Annotated in this window: 17 protein-coding genes and 1 riboswitch; of the genes, 11 read left to right on the top strand and 6 right to left on the bottom strand. The window is 61.9% G+C overall.

The window, feature by feature from the left end; all coding sequences use genetic code 11:
- On the top strand, positions 1–885 hold the full coding sequence (gene nadC / locus EP30_RS08050) for a carboxylating nicotinate-nucleotide diphosphorylase (protein WP_140557658.1): 885 nt from the start codon (positions 1–3) through the stop codon (positions 883–885).
- A complete protein-coding gene (locus tag EP30_RS08055) occupies positions 878–2,131 on the top strand; it encodes a cysteine desulfurase family protein (RefSeq protein WP_140557660.1) in 1,254 nt (417 codons plus the stop codon). Before nadC ends, EP30_RS08055 begins: the two co-directional genes overlap by 8 nt.
- Positions 2,132–2,283: 152 nt before the next feature.
- Here EP30_RS08055 and EP30_RS08060 read toward each other — a convergent pair whose 3' ends face one another.
- The 5 genes from EP30_RS08060 to thiM form a co-directional block, all read right to left on the bottom strand.
- A complete protein-coding gene (locus EP30_RS08060) occupies positions 2,284–3,492 on the bottom strand; it encodes a hypothetical protein (protein WP_140557662.1) in 1,209 nt (402 codons plus the stop codon).
- Between the two features lie 466 nt (positions 3,493–3,958).
- On the bottom strand, positions 3,959–5,512 hold the full coding sequence (locus tag EP30_RS08065) for a GH32 C-terminal domain-containing protein (RefSeq protein WP_140557665.1): 1,554 nt from the start codon (positions 5,510–5,512) through the stop codon (positions 3,959–3,961).
- A 188-nt stretch (positions 5,513–5,700) separates the two neighbouring features.
- Positions 5,701–6,759, bottom strand: coding sequence for a LacI family DNA-binding transcriptional regulator (locus tag EP30_RS08070; RefSeq protein WP_140557667.1), 1,059 nt, complete (start codon positions 6,757–6,759; stop codon positions 5,701–5,703).
- A gap of 51 nt (positions 6,760–6,810) precedes the next feature.
- On the bottom strand, positions 6,811–7,908 hold the full coding sequence (gene thiE, locus EP30_RS11155) for a thiamine phosphate synthase (protein ID WP_140557669.1): 1,098 nt from the start codon (positions 7,906–7,908) through the stop codon (positions 6,811–6,813).
- A gap of 56 nt (positions 7,909–7,964) precedes the next feature.
- On the bottom strand, positions 7,965–8,831 hold the full coding sequence (gene thiM / locus EP30_RS08080) for a hydroxyethylthiazole kinase (RefSeq protein WP_140557671.1): 867 nt from the start codon (positions 8,829–8,831) through the stop codon (positions 7,965–7,967).
- Positions 8,826–9,000: riboswitch (TPP riboswitch) on the bottom strand. (Overlaps the previous gene by 6 nt.)
- A gap of 223 nt (positions 9,001–9,223) precedes the next feature.
- On the opposite strand from thiM, the gene EP30_RS08085 reads away from it, so the two are divergent.
- The 8 genes from EP30_RS08085 (at position 9,224) to EP30_RS08120 (ending at position 17,541) form a co-directional block, all read left to right on the top strand.
- The gene (locus EP30_RS08085) at positions 9,224–10,699 is read left to right on the top strand and encodes a glycine--tRNA ligase (protein WP_094663323.1); all 1,476 of its coding nucleotides are present in this window, start codon (positions 9,224–9,226) and stop codon (positions 10,697–10,699) included.
- 268 nt (positions 10,700–10,967) lie between these two features.
- Positions 10,968–12,158: a tRNA dihydrouridine synthase DusB gene (gene dusB / locus EP30_RS08090; protein WP_140557674.1), complete on the top strand. Its 1,191-nt coding sequence runs from the start codon at positions 10,968–10,970 to the stop codon at positions 12,156–12,158.
- A gap of 90 nt (positions 12,159–12,248) precedes the next feature.
- Positions 12,249–13,607 (top strand): cell division protein FtsZ, encoded by a 1,359-nt coding sequence (ftsZ, locus tag EP30_RS08095; RefSeq protein WP_140557676.1) that lies wholly within the window; start codon positions 12,249–12,251, stop codon positions 13,605–13,607.
- A 22-nt stretch (positions 13,608–13,629) separates the two neighbouring features.
- The gene (locus EP30_RS08100) at positions 13,630–14,109 is read left to right on the top strand and encodes a cell division protein SepF (RefSeq protein ID WP_140557678.1); all 480 of its coding nucleotides are present in this window, start codon (positions 13,630–13,632) and stop codon (positions 14,107–14,109) included.
- A gap of 84 nt (positions 14,110–14,193) precedes the next feature.
- Entirely contained in the window at positions 14,194–14,478 is a 285-nt protein-coding gene (locus EP30_RS08105; RefSeq protein ID WP_140557680.1) for a YggT family protein, read from the top strand.
- A 207-nt stretch (positions 14,479–14,685) separates the two neighbouring features.
- Positions 14,686–16,047 (top strand): DivIVA domain-containing protein, encoded by a 1,362-nt coding sequence (locus EP30_RS08110; protein ID WP_140557682.1) that lies wholly within the window; start codon positions 14,686–14,688, stop codon positions 16,045–16,047.
- A 13-nt stretch (positions 16,048–16,060) separates the two neighbouring features.
- On the top strand, positions 16,061–16,609 hold the full coding sequence (locus EP30_RS08115; protein WP_140557684.1) for a signal peptidase II: 549 nt from the start codon (positions 16,061–16,063) through the stop codon (positions 16,607–16,609).
- Positions 16,606–17,541 (top strand): RluA family pseudouridine synthase, encoded by a 936-nt coding sequence (locus EP30_RS08120; RefSeq protein ID WP_140557686.1) that lies wholly within the window; start codon positions 16,606–16,608, stop codon positions 17,539–17,541. Before EP30_RS08115 ends, EP30_RS08120 begins: the two co-directional genes overlap by 4 nt.
- Positions 17,542–17,553: 12 nt before the next feature.
- Here the strand turns inward: EP30_RS08120 and EP30_RS08125 are convergent, their stop codons facing one another.
- Positions 17,554–18,261 carry a hypothetical protein gene (locus EP30_RS08125; RefSeq protein WP_140557689.1) on the bottom strand — a complete coding sequence of 236 codons (708 nt, stop codon included), beginning with the start codon at positions 18,259–18,261 and terminating at the stop codon, positions 17,554–17,556.
- A 210-nt stretch (positions 18,262–18,471) separates the two neighbouring features.
- On the opposite strand from EP30_RS08125, the gene dnaE reads away from it, so the two are divergent.
- Positions 18,472–22,038, top strand: a complete 3,567-nt coding sequence (dnaE, locus tag EP30_RS08130) for a DNA polymerase III subunit alpha (protein ID WP_169713061.1) — start codon at positions 18,472–18,474, stop codon at positions 22,036–22,038.
- Positions 22,039–22,080: the final 42 nt, after the last annotated feature.

Here is a 22,080-nt window from a genome sequence, read left to right on the forward strand (position 1 = left end):
ATGCTTACCGAACACATCATCCGCACCACCATCGAGGCCGCTCTGGCCGAGGACGCTCCCGCCGGCGATATCACCTGCGAATCGACCATTCCCGTCGACGCCGTAGGTATGGCCGCCCTGACCGCACGCGAACCCGGTGTGATGAGCGGCATCGGCGTATTCGCCGCCACGTTCGTCACCCAGAACCCGAACATCCGCGTCGACGCGTCCATCAAGGACGGCGAACGGTTCGAGGCTGGCCAGCGTCTCGCCGAGGTCAGCGGCCCGGTGCGTGACATCCTCACCGCCGAACGTGTGGCGCTCAACATGACCCAGCGCATGAGCGGCATCGCCACCATGACGTCCGCATTCGTGGCCGAAGCCGCACGAGGCAATGCCCGACCCGACGCCGTGAGCCCTCGCCGGTACGCGCGCACCCGCATCGTCGATACCCGCAAGACCACGCCGTTGCTGCGACCGTTCGAGAAATACGCGGTTGTATGCGGCGGAGGGTTCAACCACCGATATGGGTTGTCCGACGCCGTGATGGTCAAGGACAACCATCTGGCGGCGCTGGCCGAACAGGGCATCGACCTTGCCGGTGCGATCCGACATATCCGTGAACGCGTGAGCCATACCACCCATATCGAGGTGGAGGTCGATCGACTCGATCAGATTCCGATGGCACTCGACGGCGGCGCGGACACGATCATGCTCGACAATTTCTCGCTCGACGACACGCGCACGGGCGTGGCGCGCATCGACGGACGGGCGATCGTGGAGGCCAGCGGCAACATGACACTCGACCGCGTGGCCGACGTGGCCGCCACCGGCGTGGACATCATTTCGGTGGGGGCGCTCACCCACAGCGTGCGTAGCATCGATCTGGGACTCGACTATGAGTGAGCCAGGATCCGAACGCGACGGCGGCGAACTTTACCTTGACGCCGCATCCACCGAGCCGGTGAGCCGTGACGTCATCGACGCCATGCTGCCGTTCATGACCGACGCGTACGCGAATCCGGCCAGCGTGCACCGGGCGGGAAAGACCGCCGCACAGGCGCTGGATGCGGCACGCCGGTCGTTCGCCGCGAATCTGGGTGCGCGGCCGGATGATGTGATCTTCACGTCCGGCGGCACCGAATCGGACAATCTGGCCGTCAAAGGCATAGCACTCGCCCGGATGGAACGCATGCGGCGGGATGGGGTGGTGTCTGACCTCCTCCTTGACACGTCGTATGCGGAATCCGTCGCATCGGGCCGTCGTCCGCGAATCGTGATCTCTGCGGTGGAGCATCCGGCCGTCGCCGAATCGGCGGCATGGTTGGAACGGTTCTTCGGGTTCGACGTGGTCCGCGTTCCCGTGGATGACGCGGCCCGTATCGATCTGGACGCCCTGAAACGCGCAGTGGATGTCGCTCCCGAGCGTACGGCGCTGGTGTCGGTCATGCTGGCCAACAACGAGGTGGGTACCATCCAGCCGGTCGAGGACGTGGTGCGCATCGCCCACGCGGCCGGGGTGCCTGCGCATGTGGACGCCGTACAGGCGGCAGGACAGGTGCCCATCCGCATGCGGGAATGGGGTGTGGATGCGCTCAGTGTTTCCGGACACAAGTTCGGCACCCCCAAGGGACTTGGCGCTCTGCTGGTGCGTGGCAGTACCCCGATCGAGCCGTTGCTCAGCGGCGGCGGGCAGGAACGCGGACTGCGCTCGGGTACGCAGAACGTGGCCGGGGCCGTGGGACTGGCGATCGCATTGGATGAGTCGATCGCGTTCATGCGCGAACATGCTGCCGAACTCGTCGCCTCGCGTGACCGCCTGATTCAGGCGGTGCTGGACGCCGTACCGCAGGCCCGTCTTACGGGGGATCCGCGGAATCGCCTGCCCGGGCACGCGTCGTTCATCTTCCCCGGAGTGACGGGGGAGGCCCTGCTGGTGGATCTGGATGCGCGCGGCATCGAATGCTCGTCCGGTTCGGCCTGCGCGGTGGGACGGCATGAGATTCCTCCGACGCTGCTGGCCATGGGATTGGAACCGTCCATCGCCAAGTCGGCTCTGCGGTTGACGTTCCGGCGGCCGTTGTCCGATGACGACATCGACCGTACCGTGTCCGCGATCCGGCGCTCCTGCACCGCGCTGGGTTTGCGTTGATGTCGTTGCCATCGTTGATGTCAGGAACGGTCGCGGAACAACGATAGCGGCAGCAGCGGAACAAATAAAGGACTCCGGTGGGAATGCATCCCACCGGAGTCCTTTGGTTATCTGGGCTATCGTGCTAGCGGCTGTATCGGGTTATCGCCCGATCAGCGCTGTGCCCGCTTGCGGAGCACCAGAGCGGCACCCGCACCGAACAGCGCGAGCATCACGACCACGCCCACGGCGATGTTGACGCCGGTCGTGGCGAGGTGCGACTTCTTCGTGTCCTGCTTGGCGTTGCTCTTCACGTCCTTGGTGGCCGTGTTCGGCGTGCTGGCGGCAGGCTTGTTCGTGTTCGGCTTGTTGGTGTTGGTGTCGTTCGGCTTGACGGCACCGTTGTTGTTGCCGTTGTTGGGCTTGTTGCCGTTGTCATTGGTGCCGGGCTTGTTGGTGTCGTTCGGCTTGGTCTGCTCATTGGCGGGGACCGTGACGGTCAGCGTGGCGGTAAGTCCGTCGGCGGTCACCGTGACAGTGGCCTTGCCGGCCTTCATCGCCTTCACCTGGTAGTCGGCGGTCGGGTTGGCTCCCTGATCGACGGGCTCAATCACCTTGTCGGCTCCCTCGGAGGTGATGGTCCACTTGAGATCCTTGCTGGCGAGGTTCTCGGCCTTGGCGTTGAGCTTGAGCTCGTCGTTCAGCTTCAGCGTGGTGGCGTTGTTGTCGAAGGCCTTGTTATCGGCGCCTACGATGTTCAGCGACTTGGTCGGAGCCGGGGGATTGGGCGTGTCGCCGCCGTCAGTGCGGACCAGCTTGAGGGTACCTGCCTTGAGGGTGTCGTTCGGTAGGCCGCCGGTGAAGGTCAGGAATGCTCCCGCGGGCAGTGTTACGTCCTTGCTCTTGTCGAGAGGCTTGTTGTCAATCGGCGTTGCCCACGAGGCGTAGATGGAGATGGGCTCGTAATTGTGATTGAGACCGGGCTGGAAAATGCCGTTCTTGTCAGTTTCGGACGTAGCGTAGAAGCCACCGTTGGCGGCCCTACGGTAATTGCTGTTCTCCGGAGCTTCGTAGGTGATGGTGTACTTGCCGGGCTTGACGCCTACGTACTGGGTTTCGACAGTGTACGGCTGGTTGTAGTCGGTCGGGTTCACGGCCTTCGGAGTGTCCTTGGGGTCGTTGACGGCCACGATGCCGAGGCTGCCGCTCAAACCGGAACGGGCTTCGGCCGGAACCTTGGACAGGTCGAAGGTGTAGGTGTCGGGCTCCGCCGCCGATGCGGTCGGGCCCACAAAGCCGGCCATGCCGACGATTGTTGCCAATGCAAGCGCGCCTGCGGCCAGCTTGCCGATCAGACCCGTCTTTGATCCCATGAATGTCATGGTGATGAACTTCCTTGTATCTCTATGGATGGGGTGGCCGCTCTCAAACCTCGCGAGCGGCGTCGCGGTATTATCCGTCACACAACACACCGATAAATCCCACAACCACCCCCCATCCTACTGTCGTTGAAAGGGCAGTACAAGGTCCAAGGAAACTACGTAATTCCAACGGTTATCGTGCATAAACCACCCCCGTAATCACTAGGGGGTATCGGGAACGGACATTTTATTCATGACAATGGCTTTTGCTGCGTCGTCAGATGATCATGCCGTCTGATTCATAGGGGTTATGCGGCGTTTGTCCATAAAAACGCAAGGTACGTAGTTACAGTACGGGAATTCCATGTGAATGACAGGGCCTCGGCGCATTCATGCACCGAGGCCCTGATGATGAGTAACTGATATTCACGGTGACGGATATCCGCGATCGGAATATCAGCGGTCCGCCGTTACTCCACTACTTCCACTACTCCAGACCGATGGACTTGAGATTGTGCAGGGTCAGGGACGCGACCGTGAGATCACCGGATTCAGCGACCAGCTTCACCGCGCGCGGACCGTCGGCGGCATAGCTGTAGGAGCTCATCGTCTGATGGCCGTCGTTCACGTACACCTCCACGGAACCACGGTCCACGTAGATGCGCAGCGTGAGCTGGTCGGCCGCCAGCTCGTCCGCCGTAAGCGGGGCCACGCGGTAGCCGCGATCGCCGAAGGCATTGGCCTGACGGTCGAGCACGATGCCGCCGATCTGATCATCATAGGCCACGTAGGTGTAGGAGCCGTCGGGGGTGGCGTGCACCTTGATGCCGGCACGATCGGCGGTGGTGTTCTTCAGGTCGATCGTCATCTCGATCTCCATGGCCTCCGCGTTCTCGGCCACCACGGTTTCGGTGCCGGACTTGACCTCCACAACGCCCAGATCGGTGGAATCCTCGCGCAGACCGGCCATTTCAGCCGCCGGCACGGTGTGGATGTCGCCATCCTCGCCAAGGAACACCTCACGGGGCAGGGTCAGCTGGCCGCACCAGCCCTCGTCGTCCAGCGGGATGGGCTGCACGAACGGGCTGTACCAGCCGTACATGATCTGACGGCCGTCGGTGTTGTCGTCGGTGTCGCCGGCGACGGTGTTGAACGACTGCGGGGCGTAGAAGTTGTGGCCGCAGTCCCACAGACGGAATTCGGTCTCCGGCGTGAACTGGCCACCCGGCTCCCACGTGCCGATCATGTAGCCGGCGTTGTTCGCGTTGCGGTTCATGAAGCCGCTCGGCTTCGATCCCATGGCGGAGAAGCCGATGACCCACTTCTCGTTACCGTCCTTGTCGGTGACGGGGAAGAAGTCGGGGCACTCGAGCATGTAGACACCGGGGTTCGGATGGCGGAACAGCACCTGTTCGAAATGCCAGATGCGCATGTTCTCGGAGGAATAGAGCAGCACCTCGCCACGGGCATCGGCGGTGCTCATGCCGAAGACCATGTACCACATGCCGTCCTGCTTCCACACCTTGGGGTCGCGGAAGTGACGGAAACCTTTGGGGTTGTCTATGATCACGCCCAGCTTCTCAAAGTGCACGCCATCGTCGCTCACCGCCGCGCACTGCACCTCAAGGTTGTCATCCGCATCGTCCACGCCGTTGGCCCAGCGGTGGCCGGTGTAGAACACCCAGAGCCGACCGTCGTCACCTGTGACGGCCGAACCGGAGAACACACCATCCCGGTCGGCCTCGAGGCTGGGGGCGAAGGCGATGGGTTCGCGCTTCCAGGTGATCATGTCGTCGCTGGAGACGTGCCCCCAATGGCAGGAGCCCCACTGGGTGCTGTAGGGGTGGAGCTGGTAGTAGACGTGCCAGCGTCCCCGGTAGTAGCACAGGCCGTTGGGGTCGTTGATCCATCCGCCGTTCGAGGCGATGTGGAACTTGGGGTACCAGCGGTCGTTGCGCGTGGCGGCCAGCTTGGCCACACCGGCCTCGGCCCTGGCGAGCGCCTCGTCGTGGGATACAAATTCGCGATTGATGTCATTCATCGTTGAATGCCTTTCTCTCTGCAATCGTCAAACGATTTACGATTATAGTGGACGACATCAAGGCGGCCAGTGATTATTCAGTATTGTTCGATTATGTGTGGTTTATGAAGCAGCCGTGTCCATGACGACAACGTACTGTGTCACGAACACGGCGGATGGACGACTGGATAAAATCCCAGTCGGTAGGCTCAGCCCTTGACCGCCACGGATTCCTTGCTGATCAGCGTGCAATGGATCTGTGCGGGCGATGCGTCCAACGGCGGCAGGGGAGAACGACCTCCGGCTGGGGTCATGGCTTCAGGCTTGGGGGCGTGCCCCTCGATCATCGATACCAGCTTGAGCGTGCCCCAATATCCCATCTCATAATGTGGGAGATCCACAGTGGTCAGCAACGGCGCCAGCGTTTCGGCGAACACGCGATGATTGTCCACGCCGACCACGCTGATGTCCCGGCCGATGGCAAGACCCCGCTTGGCCGCACACTGATAGACGTACCAGGCGCGGGCATCGTTGAAGCAGAAGATGCCATCCGGATGGGCACGATCGAACATCGCATCCACGGCGTCGAGCGCCGGACGGTTGAACGTCACACCGATGTCAAGCGCCTCGTCATAGTCGATGTTGGCTTCCGCAAGCGCGCGACGATACCCGGCGCGACGTCCCAGATCGGCCACGTACACACGATCCGACGCACCGATGTAGGCGATGCGACGGCAGCCTGCGTCGATGAGATGCCGCGTGGCGTCATATCCGATGGACTCCTCGTCGGGCACGATATACGGCACGCGACCGGTGTCGTCGATGCCGTCCAGCAGCACGGTGGGCAGCTTCAGCAGGCTTTCCGGAACCGTCGTGTGCTGATCGTACATGCGTGCGTACATGAAACCGTCCACGCCGTACTGGCGAAGCGTGGCGATCTCCCGTTCCTCAAGATCGCTGTCGCCGTTCGTGTTGACGGTGAGCAGCATGTATCCCATGGCTCGTGCGGCATCCTGCGCACCAAGAATCAATCGTCCGGCATAGGGCGTGGTGGCGATCTCGTCACTGACGAATCCGATGATCCGCGTCTTACTGGTCCTCAGGCTTCTCGCCAAAGGATTGGGCTTGTAACCCGACGCCTTCGCCTCCGCGCGAACCCGCTGCGCGATCTCAGGCTTGACTCTTCCGGCATCGCGATCGTTCAGTACCAAAGAGACCGTCGATACCGAAACCCCCGTACGTTCGGCAATCTCCTTCATCGTAGTCATAATTACTACGTTATACCGCATCGCACGAGGGTTCGGTAGCGAGGTATGGACTTAATCCCGCTCTTCGTCCAGAATATGGTCCACAAGCTCCACTTTTTTACGGATCTGTCCGCTGAACCCCGGCCGCATATCCATCTGCAGACTCACCTGGGTGCGGTACCCATGGTCATACAGCACGAACGCGGCACGCTTGACCATGGCAAGCACATCGTCATAGTCGCCCTCGATATCGGTGCTCATGGCATGGGTGCTGTTGTCCAGACCGGATTCGCGGATCACGCGGATCACCTGCGCCACATACTCGCTCAGCTCCTCGCCCACGCCCGTCGGCCAGATCGTCAACTGGGCCATCGTATTGACATAGTCAGGGGAGTCCGGACCGGTCAGGATCCCGCCCTGCGGATGCGGAGCCGGGGCGTGCACGGCATCCCCCTTCACATCCTTCCACGCCTTGACCAGTTCGCTGGTCGCCGCCTGTGGGTCGTCGGCGCCTGCGATTGCCGACACCACGAACCAGCCGGCGGCACCCGCACGGGCCAGCGGCGCCACATCGGCAAGCTTCACACCGCCGCCGGCCACCACCGGATAATCGCTGATTGCGCACAGGCGACCGATCGCCGCAATCGAATCCGAATCATCCGCGGCCTTCTCGATCAGCGTGGCCTCCGGCTTGGTGGTCGTCGGATGCACGGCACCTGCGCCGATGTAATCCACCACACCGGCCGGCAGCTCCTCGATGATGTCGAACAATTCGGTGGTGTTGGCCGACAGACCCACGATCGCGTCCGGGCCGAGCAGCCTGCGGCATGCGGTGGCGGGAACATCGGTCTGGCCCACGTGCACGCCGTCCACCTTGATGCCCATATCGCGGGCGGCGAGCACCACGTCCAGACGATCGTCGATCAGCAGCGGCACGGTATCGCTTTTTCCGGCATCCGCGATCACCTGCGCGATATCCTTGGCCATGGCGATGATCTCGCCGGCATCGGAATGCTTGGCGCGCAGCTGCACGATGGTTACGCCGCCACGCAGGGCCTGTGCCACCACATCGGTGACCGGGCGGCCGTGCGTATCATCCGGGCCGAGCACCAGATAGGCGGATACATCGAGAATGTCGCGCATCGACGCGTACGGGAAACGGTTGGTCATGATTCGCTCCTTGCAGTATGAACAATGAATCGACAATGAATCAGGGAATCAGGGAATCAGGCGTAGATCGGCGACTGGGCGATCTCATCGGACGTGGTGTTCCACAGCGCATCGAGGAACGCCACTTGGAACGAGCCAGGACCCTCGGCCACACGTTCGGCGGCATCCGCCGCACGGTTGTAATGCAATGCCGCAGTCAGCGCGGCGACCAGCGGGCGGGCCACACAGGCGTACGTCGCCGTGACGCCGCCCAGGGAACAGCCCGCGCCCGTGATCTTCGTCATCCACACGCTGCCGCCGGGCAGACGGAAGTCGCGCTCGCCGTCGGTGACCAGATCCATGGCCCCCGATACCGACACCACACCCTTGGTGAACCGAGCGAGGGCATGGGCCGCGGGGATTGCCGCATCGATTTCATCATGAGCCTCCACGCCGGCGCGTGATTTGGAATCGGCTCCCTCCAGCCCCCAGATCCCGGCCAGCGCAATCGCCTCGGACGCGTTGCAGCGGATGATCGTGGGCGGGGTCTTCCGAAAGGCGCGAAGAATCTCGCCGCGCAGCTCGCCCGCTCCTGCTCCCACGGGATCAAGCACCCACGGCAGACCGCGGTCCACGGCATCGCGCGCGGCGGCAGGATACTCGTTGCGGAATTCCGCGAGCAATGTGCCCATATTGATGTAGGTGGCCTTGGAGGCTCCGGCGGAATCCAGAGCCTCGGCTTCTTCGCCGCTGTAGTGCATGGCCGCCGTGCCCCCTACGGCAAGCTGGGCGTTGGCGACGAAATTGATGGTGACGAAGTTCGTCAGCGACTGGGCGAGTGGCGTGGTCTCGCGTACGGCGTCCACGGCCTGCGCGATCTCGGCGCGCAGCGGATCACCGACGGTGAGGTTGCCGGATTCGAGGTTTTCGGAATCGGAACTCATATGAAGAATGCCTCCCTACGATGGTGTTGACCAACAGGTTCCAAGGGTCAGGCCGGCGCCTTTCTCAACCCGTTACGCGTCGATCCGATGGTGTTGCGCCTCGAAATCATGGTCGAGTCTTGGCCGAACCATCGTGCCGTACGTCGTACGGGTTCCCCTGCATTGTGCCATTGACGCTATGCCGCCGTTCGGACAACTTCGGCGACTTCAAGTGCTATGCGCGTATTGTGCGTCTTGTACTTGCGTCGCATCGTCGTTGCGCTGTCGTCATGTGCACGGCGATTCGATGGTGTGTTCCGGTCGTTCCGTCGTTGGCGTTGACTGTCAGCGTGTACGGATAGACTCAGGGGCGCAAAACAAGACCCCAAACCGTTCAAACCAGAAGGTGCATTGTGGCTCAGTCCAAACTTGATGAAGTCGTATCCCTCGCGAAGCGTCGCGGTTTCGTATTCCCCGCCGGTGAGATCTATGGCGGCACCCGTTCCGCATGGGATTACGGCCCGCTCGGCGTGGCGCTCAAGGACAATATCAAGCGCGAGTGGTGGCGTTCGATGGTTGTCACCCGTCCCGACGTCGTGGGCGTTGATACGTCCATCATCCTGCCCACCCCGGTGTGGGTCGCTTCCGGTCACGTCGCCGTGTTCAACGACCCGCTGGTCGAATGCCTGAACTGCCACAAGCGCAACCGCGCCGACAAGCTGCAGGAATCCTACGCCGAGAAGCACCATGACCAGCTGCCGGAGAACGGCATGGCCGACATCGTGTGCCCCGACTGCGGCACCCGTGGCAAGTGGACCGAACCGCGCGACTTCAACATGATGCTGCGCACCCATCTCGGCCCGGTGGAGGACGAGAACAGCCTGCACTACCTGCGTCCGGAGACCGCGCAGGGCATCTTCGTGGACTTCAAGAACGTGATGACCTCCTCGCGTTCCAAGCCGCCGTTCGGCATCGCCAATATGGGCAAGTCCTTCCGCAACGAGATCACTCCCGGCAACTTCATCTTCCGCACCCGTGAGTTCGAGCAGATGGAGATGGAGTTCTTCGTGGAGCCCGGCACCGATGAGGATTGGCACCAGTACTGGATCGACGCCCGTACCCAGTGGTACCTCGACCTCGGCGTCAAGCCGGAGAACCTGCGTCACTACGAGCATCCGAAGGAGAAGCTCGCCCACTACTCCAAGCGCACCGTGGACATCGAATACAAGTTCGGCTTCCAGGGATCCGACTGGGGCGAGCTCGAGGGCGTGGCCAACCGCACCGACTTCGATCTTTCCGCCCACGCCAAGCACTCCGGCGAGGACCTCAGCTACTTCAACCAGGCCACCGGCGAGCGCTACGTGCCGTACGTGATCGAGCCTGCGGCCGGCTTGACCCGCTCCCTGATGTGCTTCCTTGTGGACGCCTACGATGTGGACGAGGCTCCGAACACCAAGGGCGGCGTGGACAAGCGCACCGTGCTGCGCCTCGACCCGCGTCTGGCTCCGGTCAAGGCCGCCGTGCTGCCGCTCAGCAAGAAGCCCGAACTGCAGAACGTGGCCCAGAACCTGGCGAACGATCTGCGCCAGAACGAATGGATGATCGACTACGACGAGTCCGGCGCCATCGGCCGTCGTTACCGTCGCGAGGACGAGATCGGCACCCCGCTGTGCGTGACGGTCGACTTCGACACCCTCGACGATCAGGCCGTGACGATTCGTGACCGCGACACCATGAACCAGGAGCGCGTGGCTCTTGACAAGGTGGCCGACTACGTGGCCGCCCGCATCGGCGAGCACCGCACGCATGTGCCGCTCAAGCCCGTCGCCATGGGCGGCGAGGCATGGCCGGACAGCGTTCGTATTCAGGAGGCCGGCGGTCTGTACTGATCGCTCACGCCGTCATGCCCGGCTGATGTCGTTACGGTCACGGGCATGACCTGATTCCGTCTGATTTCGCTGCGACGTTGCCGAAACATCTGGAACGTCTGGAATGAAATCCGATGGATATGACATTTATGACATTCGACTGGTGGGATGCGCCTTGAGACGCTTCCCGCCAGTTTGTTTCACCGGCAGTTCCCGACGGAGCCGCTTCGGCGGTCGGAGACGCCACAGGATCATCAGGATTACCAAGGGATCATCAAGAAAAGGAACCATGGAAGCAAACGCCAGCATCATGCCATCGTCCGCACCATCTGTGACCATGCCGCCGGTGGATCTCGGGCCCGTTCATGTGACGACGCCGGTGGTGTTGTCGCCCATGGCGGGGGTGACGAACTGGCCGTTCCGCGTGCTGTGTGAGGAATACGGTCCCGACGGCCTGTATGTGGCCGAGATGATCACGGCCAGGGCATTGGTGGCACGGAATCCCAAGGCATTGCGACTGTGTCGCTTCGCGCCGAGTGAGCGGATCCGCTCGCTGCAGTTGTATGGTGTGAGTCCGGCGATCGTGGAGATGGCCGCCCGCATCGTGGTGGACGAGCATATGGCCGATCATGTGGATCTGAACTTCGGCTGCCCGGTGCCCAAGGTGACCCGTCGGGGCGGTGGCTCGGCGCTGCCGTGGAAGACCGAGCTGTTCCGGGAGATCATCCGTCGCGTGGTGCGGGTGTGCGCTCCGGAGAACATTCCGGTGACGGCGAAGATTCGCGTGGGTATCGACCACGACCATGAGACGTTCCTTGAGGCCGGGCGTATCGCCCAGGAGGAGGGGTGCGCCGCGGTGACGCTGCATGCGCGTACCACGGCGGAATACTATGGCGGGCACTCCGATTGGAGTCGCATCGGCGAACTGGTGGATGAACTGGATATTCCCGTATTTGGCAACGGTGATATCTGGAGTGCCGAGGATGCGCTGGCCATGGTCCGCCAGACTGGATGCGCCGGCGTGGCCATCGGTAGGGGGTGTCAGGGGCGTCCGTGGCTGTTCGCCGATCTGAAGAACGCATTCGCCGGTTCCCCTGAACGGGTGAATCCCACCTTGGGCGAAGTGGGACAGGTGATGATGCGTCACGCGCAGCTGCTTACCGAGTTCTACGATGGCGACGAGGTCATGGCCGTGCATGATCTGCGCAAGCATGTGGCCTGGTACCTCAAAGGGTTCCCGGTGGGGGGCGGCACGCGCCGCGCGTTCATGGAATGTGAAAACTTGGAGGATGTTCGTCGACGAATCGATGAGCTTGATCCGAGCATTCCGTTCCCGGAGTCCGCGGAAGGCAAGCCTCGAGGCCGGGTCCGCTACGCGAAAAAGGTCCATCTTCCCTACGGATGGCTGGATTCCCAGGAGCTGACCGAGGAACAGCGACGGGATGTGATCAGTGCGGACCCGTTGGATGCCTCGTACTGATCAAAACTGCGTACACGCTATAAAATAAACACGTTTAGACGGTAATACTGCGATAGAGTTAGACATAACCGTGAGTGACAGGAGCATACAGTGAGCGACATTGCCCAGGCTGAGAACTTCAGCGATAAGACCCTCATCAAGGTTGTTGGTGTGGGCGGGGCCGGCGGCAACGCGGTGAACCGCATGATCGCCGAGGGCCTGCAGAATGTGGAGTTCGTTGCCATCAATACGGATGCCAAGGATCTGTTACGCTCCGATGCCGATGTCAAGATCTCCCTTTCCGATGCGTCCAGCCGTGGTCTCGGTGCCGGTGCCGACCCGGAGAAGGGCGCCAAGGCCGCCCAGGACCACCAGTCCGACATCGAGGAGGCGCTCAAGGGCGCCGATATGGTCTTCGTCACCTGTGGCGAGGGTGGTGGCACCGGTACCGGTGCCAGCCCGCTCGTGGCCCGTGCCGCACGTCAGCAGGGTGCGCTCACCATCGCCGTGGTCACTCGTCCGTTCAGCTTCGAAGGCCCGCGTCGTTCCGCGTCGGCCGACTCCGGCATCGAGAACCTGCGCAAGGAGGTCGATGCCCTGATCATCATCCCGAATGATCGTCTGCTTGACCTTTCCGATCGTTCCGTCAGCGTGATCGATGCCTTCAAGACTGCTGATTCGGCACTGCTCGCCGGCGTGCAGGGCATCACCGATCTGATCACCATGAACTCCTACATCCATGTGGACTTCTCCGATGTCACGGCGATTCTTAAGGATGCTGGTACCGCGCTGTTCGGCATCGGTTCCGCTCGGGGAGAGGACCGCGCCAGCCAGGCCGCGGAGATCGCCATCAGCTCCCCGCTGCTCGAGGCCAGCATCGAGGGCGCCCACGGTGCCCTGCTCAACATCGCCGGTCCGACCGACCTCACCCTGCAGGAGGCGAACGAGGCCGCCGAGCTGGTGCGTCAGGCCATCCACCCCGAAGCCCAGATCATTTGGGGTCTTGCCCTCGACGACTCCTACGGCGACGAGGTGCGTGTCACCGTCATCGCGGCTGGCTTCGATGCCAAGAAGGGTGTGGAAAGCTACCGTCCGGCCGATCGTTCCGATGTGAAGGTTCCCCAGCTTCCCGAGCTGCACCTGACCAACGGTGCCGTGCAGTACGCGCAGCAGCCCGCCACCGACGACACCCCGTCCCAGCCGGCGAGCAAGCCCACGGCAACCCATCAGACCACCGCTCCGACGGCGGCACAGCCGGCGGCACCGGCCGTGACTCCGGTGAATCCCACGCCGCAGCCGCAGGTTCAGTATCCCGCATCGACGAACCCCACGGCAACGCAGTCGTCCACGTCCATGCCCGCAGTTCCGTCGTATGACGATGCCACGAACGAGCATGCCGCCGTCCCGCGCACTCCCAGGATCCCTGACTCCGAGCTGGGCGATCTGGACATCCCCGACTTCCTGCGCTGATCGATAGTACTGGAGGGTTATCATGGCCGGTTTCATGAAGAACGCGATGACATATCTTGGCATGGCCGATGTCGTTGACGACGATGACGAGGTCGTGCCCGAGGACACCGTCGCGGACGAGTCGCCGTCGTTTGATTCGGATCGCAGCGTGACGCCGGCCGCCGCTCCCACGCCCACGCCGGCGGCGGCACCCAGCCGTTCCCGTACCACACCGTTCAAGGGGCAGCTCAATCGGATCACCACGATCCATCCGAAGTCCTATGAGGAGGCCCAGCTGGTGGGGCGCGCCATTCGCGATGGCGTGCCAGTGGTACTCAACCTCACCGGTGTGGAGGAAAGCACCGCATACCGCATCGTGGATTTCTCCGCCGGTGTGGTATTTGGTGTGCGAGGATCCATCGAACGTGTGACGCCTCGCGTGTTCCTGCTCAGCCCCGCTCAGGTGAATATCAAGGTGGAGGAGTCTCCGTCCTCATCGAATTCCGATATTTTCGGTGCCTGAGTTTTGTTGTCGAAGACCATTGCTGATCGTTCCCATTGAGCGAACGATCAGCTGGTATTACGTCTTCCCTGATACGGTGAATGCATGACTTTCATTTATCTGCTGCGGTTGTTGCTGAGTCTGCTGATCGATGCCTATATATTCGTACTGTTCGTGCGGATGATTCTTGATTGGGTACGCGTATTGGCACCCCGATGGTATCCCCGGGGCGTGGTGTATTCCCTGATCGACGTGGTATATCGTCTCACTGAGCCGCCGCTCAGATGGCTGCGACGGTATATCAAGCCACTGCCGCTGGGCGCGATCTACCTTGATGTGAGTTTTATCGTGCTGTATTTCGCGCTGGTCGTGCTGCAAATGCTGATTTAGCGCCTGCGGATTTAGCGCGAATTCAGAGCGGGGAATAGACCGAAACGCCTGTCGTATGAATTCGATGCAATATGGCACCGATGAACACCCCCGAACACTGCGTGTCGTCGGCGTAGCGCCTAGACAGTCACGGGCTACGTGCTAGCATGGTTCCGATACGTAATTTCATAAGCTCCCTACGAGCTGAGAGTGAGGTTGGGATCTGCAATGGCCCTGTTGACACCGAATGATATTCGTAACCATATTTTCCAGACGGTACGTTTCAAGGAAGGCTACGACATCGACGAGGTCGATGACTTCCTCGATGAAGTTACCGAAACGGTGGAGGCACTGGGCAGTCAGGCCGCTCAGTCCGGTTCCACCCAGTCGCTGGGTCCCGATGTGGCCGCATTGAATGAGAAGATCTCCCAGCTGACCAATGAGAACAGCCAGCTGAAGGACCAGCTTGTTCAGGCCCAGCAGACGGCTCCGGAAGCGAAGACGAATGATTCCGAGCAGGTGCAGGCGCTGGCCAACCAGAATGCCCAGCTGAAGAGCCAGGTGGATCAGCTCAACGCTCAGATCGATCAGCTGACCGCCCAGTCGGCCAAGAGCGATGGTGCCGCCAGCCAGCTTGATGCCGAGCGCCGTCGTACCGCCGAGGTCTCCAACCAGCTGCAGGCCGCCAATGGTCAGCTGCAGACCCTGAACGGCCAGCTGCAGGCCGCCAAGCAGCAGATCGCCGCCCTCCAGCAGGCGCAGAACACTGCCAACGGCCAGAGCAATGATCAGATCGCCGCCCTGAGCCGCGAACTGGAGGCATCCAAGGCCCGCGAGGAGCAGCTGCGTCAGCAGCTCGCCAAGGTCGAGCCGTCCACCGAGACCGGTAGCCTGCGCAAGATCGCCGGTGCCGGTGCCGGTGCCACCACCGAGCCCGAGCGCGCCACCGCCATGCTGGCGCTGGCCATGCAGCTGCACGATCAGTATGTGGACAAGGGCAAGGCCCAGCGTGATCAGCTCATCGCAGACGGTCAGGCCAAGCACGAGGACGTCATCCAGAAGGCCGACGCCTACTCCAAGCGTATCCACCAGGATGCCGACGCCTACTCGCAGCGTGTGCACACCGAGGCCGACTCCTACGGCAAGAAGACCCGTAACGACGCCGATGTCTATCAGGCCAAGACCCGTAACGAGGCTGACGACTACTCCGCCAAGACCCGCAAGCAGGCCGACGAATACTCCAAGAAGACGCACTCCGAGGCGGATGCCTACAGCAAGCAGACCCGTGCCGCCGCCGAGCAGTACGATGCCCAGGTGCGCAAGGACACCGAGGCCGAGGCCAAGAAGATCCGCGACGTGGCTGACGAGTACGATCACCGTACCCGCAGCGCCGCCGACGATTACGCTCAGCAGGTCAAGGACAAGCTGTACACCGACTCCAAGGTCATCGAGGGCAACATCGAAGGCCTCAAGCAGTTCGAGGCCGAGTACCGTAGCCGCCTGACCGAGTTCCTCGGCCAGCTGACCACGCAGATCTCGGACACGAACAACTACCAGTCCATGCAGGACTTCAACGGCGGCAGCCGCTGATCATTCCGACTGTATGACTGAGAATACTGTCGCAAGACGGCCGCGTATGTGCGTGGCCGTCTTCGCATGCGTGGCCCTTGTCGCACTGGTGCTGGATCGCATTACCAAGAACATGGCGCTTTCCTCGCTGACCACCGATCACGATATCAGTGTGATTCCCGGACTGCTGTCGTTGCGTCTCCTGCACAACCCCGGTGCCTCGCTGGGTATGGGATCCTCCACCACGTGGCTGATTTCGCTGTTGGCCATCGTCGCGTCGATCGCCCTGTTCGTTGCCGGTGTCATCACCACGGACTGGCGTTGGGCGGTATGTCTTGGACTGGCGTTCGGCGGAGCCGTGGGCAATCTTATCGACCGTTTCATGTATGCCACAGGATTCCTTGACGGCAGAGTGGTCGATTTTCTCAACTATGGATGGTCCGTGGGCAACGTGGCCGATATCTGGCTGATGGTGGCAGGTATCGGACTCGTGCTGCTCATCGTGCTTTCCGTGCCGTTCCGGCCGACACGGGAAGGAGCGACCGACACCACATCCAATGACGATATGACGGAGACACGCTGATGCCCATCGTTCCAGCACCCGACGCTCTCATCGGCAAGCGTTTCGACGTGGCCGTGGCCAAGATGACGGGGGAGTCCCGTTCCAAGGCCAGCGATCTGATCACATCCGGACAAGTGAAACTGCTCGGCCGCTCCTGCGACCGTTCCACCACGTTGCTTGCCGGAGACATGGTCGAGTTCGACCTCGTCAAGGAGGAGACCAAGCCCGAGCCGATTGCCGACGACATGGCCATCGTCTACGAGGACGACGACGTGGTGATCGTCGACAAGCCGGTGGGCGTTGCCGCCCATGCCTCCGTGGGATGGACGGGCCCGACCGTGCTGGGCAGTCTGCTGCATCGCGGTGTGCACATCACGGATTACGGAGCCGCCGGGCGTCAGGGCATCGTCAGCCGTCTTGATGTCGGCACCAGCGGCCTGATGCTGGTGTGCAAATCCGAACTCGCCTACAAGGAGATGCGCCGACAGTTCTCCGAACACGAGGTCGTCAAGACATATCACGCGGTGGCACAGGGCGATCTCGCCCAGGACAAGGCCACCATTGAGGCGCCGATCGGCCGGGCCAAGGTATCCGACTTCCGGTTCACGGTCACACCGAGCGGCAAGGCGGCCGTCACACACTGGGATGTACTGGAACGATTCGGTGAGGCCACGCTGGCCAAGATCAATCTTGAAACGGGCCGCACCCATCAGATCCGTGTGCACTTCTCATCGATCGGGCACCCGCTGGTGGGTGACCACATGTATGGCGCCAATCCGAAACTTGCCGAAGAACTGGGACTCGAACGCCAGTGGCTGCACGCCATGGAACTCGATTTCCGGCATCCCCGCACCCGTATCTGGACGCATGTGGCCTCACATTATCCGGCCGATCTGCAGCACGCGCTCGATGTGCTGCGCACCCGTCACGAGGATCGTACGGATCAGTCGTGATGGCGGAGCCGGTCAGATCAGCGCCAGAGAGTTCAGCAAGGCCAGAGCGAGCATCGGCATCACGCTGATCACCATCCCTATGAGGCCCAGCCACCATCCATGGGCCCGCTGTTTGGTACGGGGATGGGGAATGGCGCATTCGAGAATGCCCGCGACTCCCGCGATCAGCGCACCGATGCCACTCGGTCGGATGATCAGCGATGATGTCGTGGATGCGATCGTCGACAGGGCGAACAGACTTACGGTGCCCTTGTGCCCGATACCAAGGAGATATGAGGCCATCAACCCCATGAAGCCGAACGATACGGAACACAGAATACCCAGCATGAGCGCGATCACCGCGAACACGGACAATCGTCGTTTTGCAATGCCGGTAGTTGTTGATGCCTGATCGTCAATCGGAGGAACGCCCAAGCGGGCAAGCATACTGTTGCCTGGCACCGTTGCCGGTATGCCGTCGGAGATGCCGGTGACAGACACGATATCGGCACCTGCGGCATCGGCGTGATCGACATCGTCAATGACTTCGCTAGGAACGACGCCGGTCCGAACGAAGTCCATATAGGCGGGAGCTGGCTGTGGATCCTGCACATCGGGCCACGGATCCGGTCTGGAAGCATCCTCGGTCTGCGGTGAGCCCGTTGACGGACAACCGGCCGAAACGAGCGGTGTCGTCACCGCCACGGATGGTGATGCAGTGCGTGTGATGGTCTCGTCCATGAGATCTCCTTTCCTGGATGATCATTTTCGCGTGATCATCCATGCGACTATGCGGGTGTACGCGGTTCCGTCATTGGAATCGGTGACTCCCATCGTCACTCGTGGGCACCGGCAGGGGCAAGCGTGTGCGACCAATGTGGTCGAATGTGAATTACGCTTGGAATTGCAACGAAAACGAGCACGCCGAGCCCGTACGCTATGGTGGAAACTATGGCTGAATCGGGAAAGAACTTCGTACAACTGCACAACCATACGCATTATTCGCTGCTCGACGGCGCGTCGAAGATCCCGAATCTGGTGAACCGGGTCAAGGAACTCGGCATGCCGGCCGTGGGCATCACCGACCACGGCAACATGCACGGCGCATATGAGATGTGGAGCACCGCCGTAAAGGCAGGAGTCAAGCCGATCATCGGCATCGAGGCGTATGTGACGCCGGAAACCGCCAGACAGGACAAGTCCCGAGTCCATTGGGGAACCGAGGCGCAACGACGTGACGACGTCTCCGGCGGCGGTCTGATCACCCACCTGACCATGTGGGCGGAAACCGACGAGGGACTGGTGAACCTGACCAAGGCCAGTTCCGTGGCCAACCTCGAAGGCCGCGTCATGCGCTATCCGCGTATGGACAAGGAAGTGCTGTCCACATATTCGAAAGGCGTGATCGCATCCTCCGGATGCCCGTCCGGCATCATCCAGACGAGGCTTCGTCTTGGCCAGTTCGATGAGGCGTTGCGCGCCGCCGGCGAAATGCAGGACATCTTCGGCCGTGACAACTTCTACATCGAGCTCATGGACCACGGGCTGAAGATCGAAACGCAGGTGACCAAGGATCTGCTGACGATCGCGAAGAAGCTCGGCGCGCCGCTGCTCGCCACCAACGACTCCCACTACGTGCTCGAGGAGGATCGCGGGGCGCAGGACGCCATGCTGTGCATCAACTCCGGCAGTCGTCTCGACGACCCCGACCGGTTCAAGTTCGACGGATCCGGCTACTACATCAAATCCGCCGAGGAGATGCGCGAACTGTTCAAGGAACTGCCCGAGGCGTGCGATAACACGCTGGAGATCGCCGAACGCTGCAACGTGATGTTCGACGACAACGAGGACGGCGCGTTCATGCCGCAGTTCGACTGCCCCGAAGGCTGGGACGAGACCTCCCTGTTCCTCAAGAAGGTGGAGGAGGGACTTGAGAAGCGCTACGAGGGCAACGTGCCCGAGCACGTGTCCAAGCAGGCCGACTACGAGTGCGGCGTGATCTGCCAGATGCAGTTCCCAGGCTACTTCCTGGTGGTATCCGACTACATCAACTGGGCGAAGGAGCACGGCATCATGGTGGGGCCGGGACGAGGCTCCGCCGCAGGTGCCATGGTCGCCTACGCGATGGGCATCACCGAACTCGACCCGCTTGAGCATGGTCTGATCTTCGAGAGGTTCCTCAACCCGGAACGTGTGTCCCTGCCGGATATCGACGTCGACTTCGACCCAGAAGGCCGTATGAAGGTCCTGGAATACGTGGCCGACAAATACGGTCACGACAAGGTGGCCCAGTGCGTGATCTACGGCACCATCAAGACCAAGCAGGCGCTCAAGGACTCCGCGCGCATCATGGGATACGAGTTCTCCGTGGGCGAGCGCGTCACCAAGGCGCTGCCCCCGGCCGAGACCGGCGGCAAGGACATCAAGCTGCACGACATCTTCGATCCGAGCGCCAAACGCTACGCCGAGGCGCGCGAATATCGCGAACTGTACGATTCCGATCCGGACGTCAAGCGCATCACCGAAGAGGCGATGGGCATCGAGGGCCTGATCCGCCAGACCGGTGTGCACGCCTGCGCCACGATCATGGGATCCGAGCCCATCACCAACACGTCGCCGCTGCTGGAACGCACCGACGGCACCGTGACCACCACATTCGAATACCATACGTGCGAAACGCTTGGTCTGGTCAAGATGGACTTCCTTGGCCTATCCAACCTTACGGTGATCCGAGACACCCTGCGCAATGTGGCGAACAACGGCAAGGAACCGATCGACTACACCAAGATCCCGCTGGATGACGAGCCGACCTACCAGCTGCTGTCCCGCGGCGACACGCTCGGCGTGTTCCAGCTCGATGGCGACGGCATGCGTTCGCTGCTGCGCACACTCAAGCCGACCAACTTCAACGATATCTCCGCACTCATCGCCCTGTACCGACCGGGCCCGATGAGTATGGAATCGCACACCAACTACGCCAAGCGCAAGAACGGCCTGCAGAAGATCGAGCCGATCCACCCCGAACTCGACCAGCCGCTCAAGGAGGTGCTCGACGAGACCTACGGTCTGATCATCTACCAGGAGCAGGTGCAGTCAGCAGCCCGAATCCTCGCCGGCTACTCGCTCGGCAAGGCCGACGTGCTGCGTCGAGCCATGGGCAAGAAGAAGCCGGAGGTGCTGGCCAAGGAAAAGGTGCCGTTCTTCGCCGGCATGAAGGAGCACGGCTACTCCGAGGAGGCGGCCGAGGCCATCTGGGAGATCCTGGTCCCATTCTCCGGCTACGCGTTCAACAAGGCGCACTCCGCAGCCTACGGACTGATCTCCTACTGGACCGCCTATCTCAAGACCCACTATCCGGTGGAGTTCATGGCCGCACTGCTGCAGGGCGCGTCCACCAACAAGGACAAGACCGCGCTCTACCTCGGCGAAGCGCGTCGCATGGGCATCCAGGTGCTCTCGCCCGACGTGAACGAATCGGTGTACGAGTATTCGGCAGTCGGCGACGTGGTGCGATTCGGTCTGGGCGCCATCCGCAACGTGGGCGAAAACGCCGTCAAGGAGATCATCGAGGAACGCAACAGTCCGCGTGGCAAGTACGTGAACTTCATGGACTACATCAAGCGCGTACCACTCGCCGCGCTGAACCGCCGACTCGTCGAATCGTTGATCAAGGCCGGCGCATTCGACTCCATCGACCCGAACCGTCGCGCCCTCTTCCAGATCCACGAGACCGCGATCAACCAGATCGTGCCGCTCAAACGCAAGGAGGCCGAAGGCCAGTTCGACCTGTTCGCCGACCTCGACGGAGGAGACGACGACGGCGGGGACGCCATGGGCGATGCCGACGTGCAGATTCCCGACGTGGAGGAATGGGACAAGAAGACCAAGCTCAACTTCGAACGCGAAATGCTCGGCCTCTACGTCTCCGACCACCCGCTCAGCGGCATGAGCGCCGTGCTCGCCGGACTGCGCGACATGTCGATCGCCCACCTGATCGACCGGGCCAAGACCATGCCCGAACGCGAACAGGTGGCGCTCGCCGGCCTGATCACCGGCATCGACCGGCGTGTATCGAAGAAGGGCAACCCATGGGCGATCGTGACGATCGAGGACCTGGAAAGCTCCATCCAATGCATGTTTTTCGGCAAGGCATACGAATCGGCCGCCGCCGAAATGGCGCTGGACACCGTGGTGCGCATCCGCGGACAGGTGGAGGTACGTGACGAGACCGTATCGTTGCGCGCCACCGAAATGGAAGTGCCCACGCTGGAGGCGGAGGACGAGCGCTCGCTGGTGATCATGCTGCCCGAAGCGGCCATCGACCACGCGCATGTGGAGCGGCTGGCCGGCATCCTGCACCAGCATCCCGGCTATTGCGAGGTGAAGCTCGCCGTCGTGGATGCCAAGGGAGGGGTGACGATGCTGACGCTCGGCGATGGATTCCGCGTCAAACGCGACACATCGCTGTTCGGCGAGATCAAGACCGTGTTCGGTCCGGCCTGTCTGGCGGCGGCCTGAGCCGGTCAACCGACGGACAGCCGCGCAGAGCGGACACATCGC

It is taken from the genome of Bifidobacterium sp. UTCIF-39, assembly GCF_006408715.1.
GTDB lineage: Bacteria > Actinomycetota > Actinomycetes > Actinomycetales > Bifidobacteriaceae > Galliscardovia > Galliscardovia tissieri.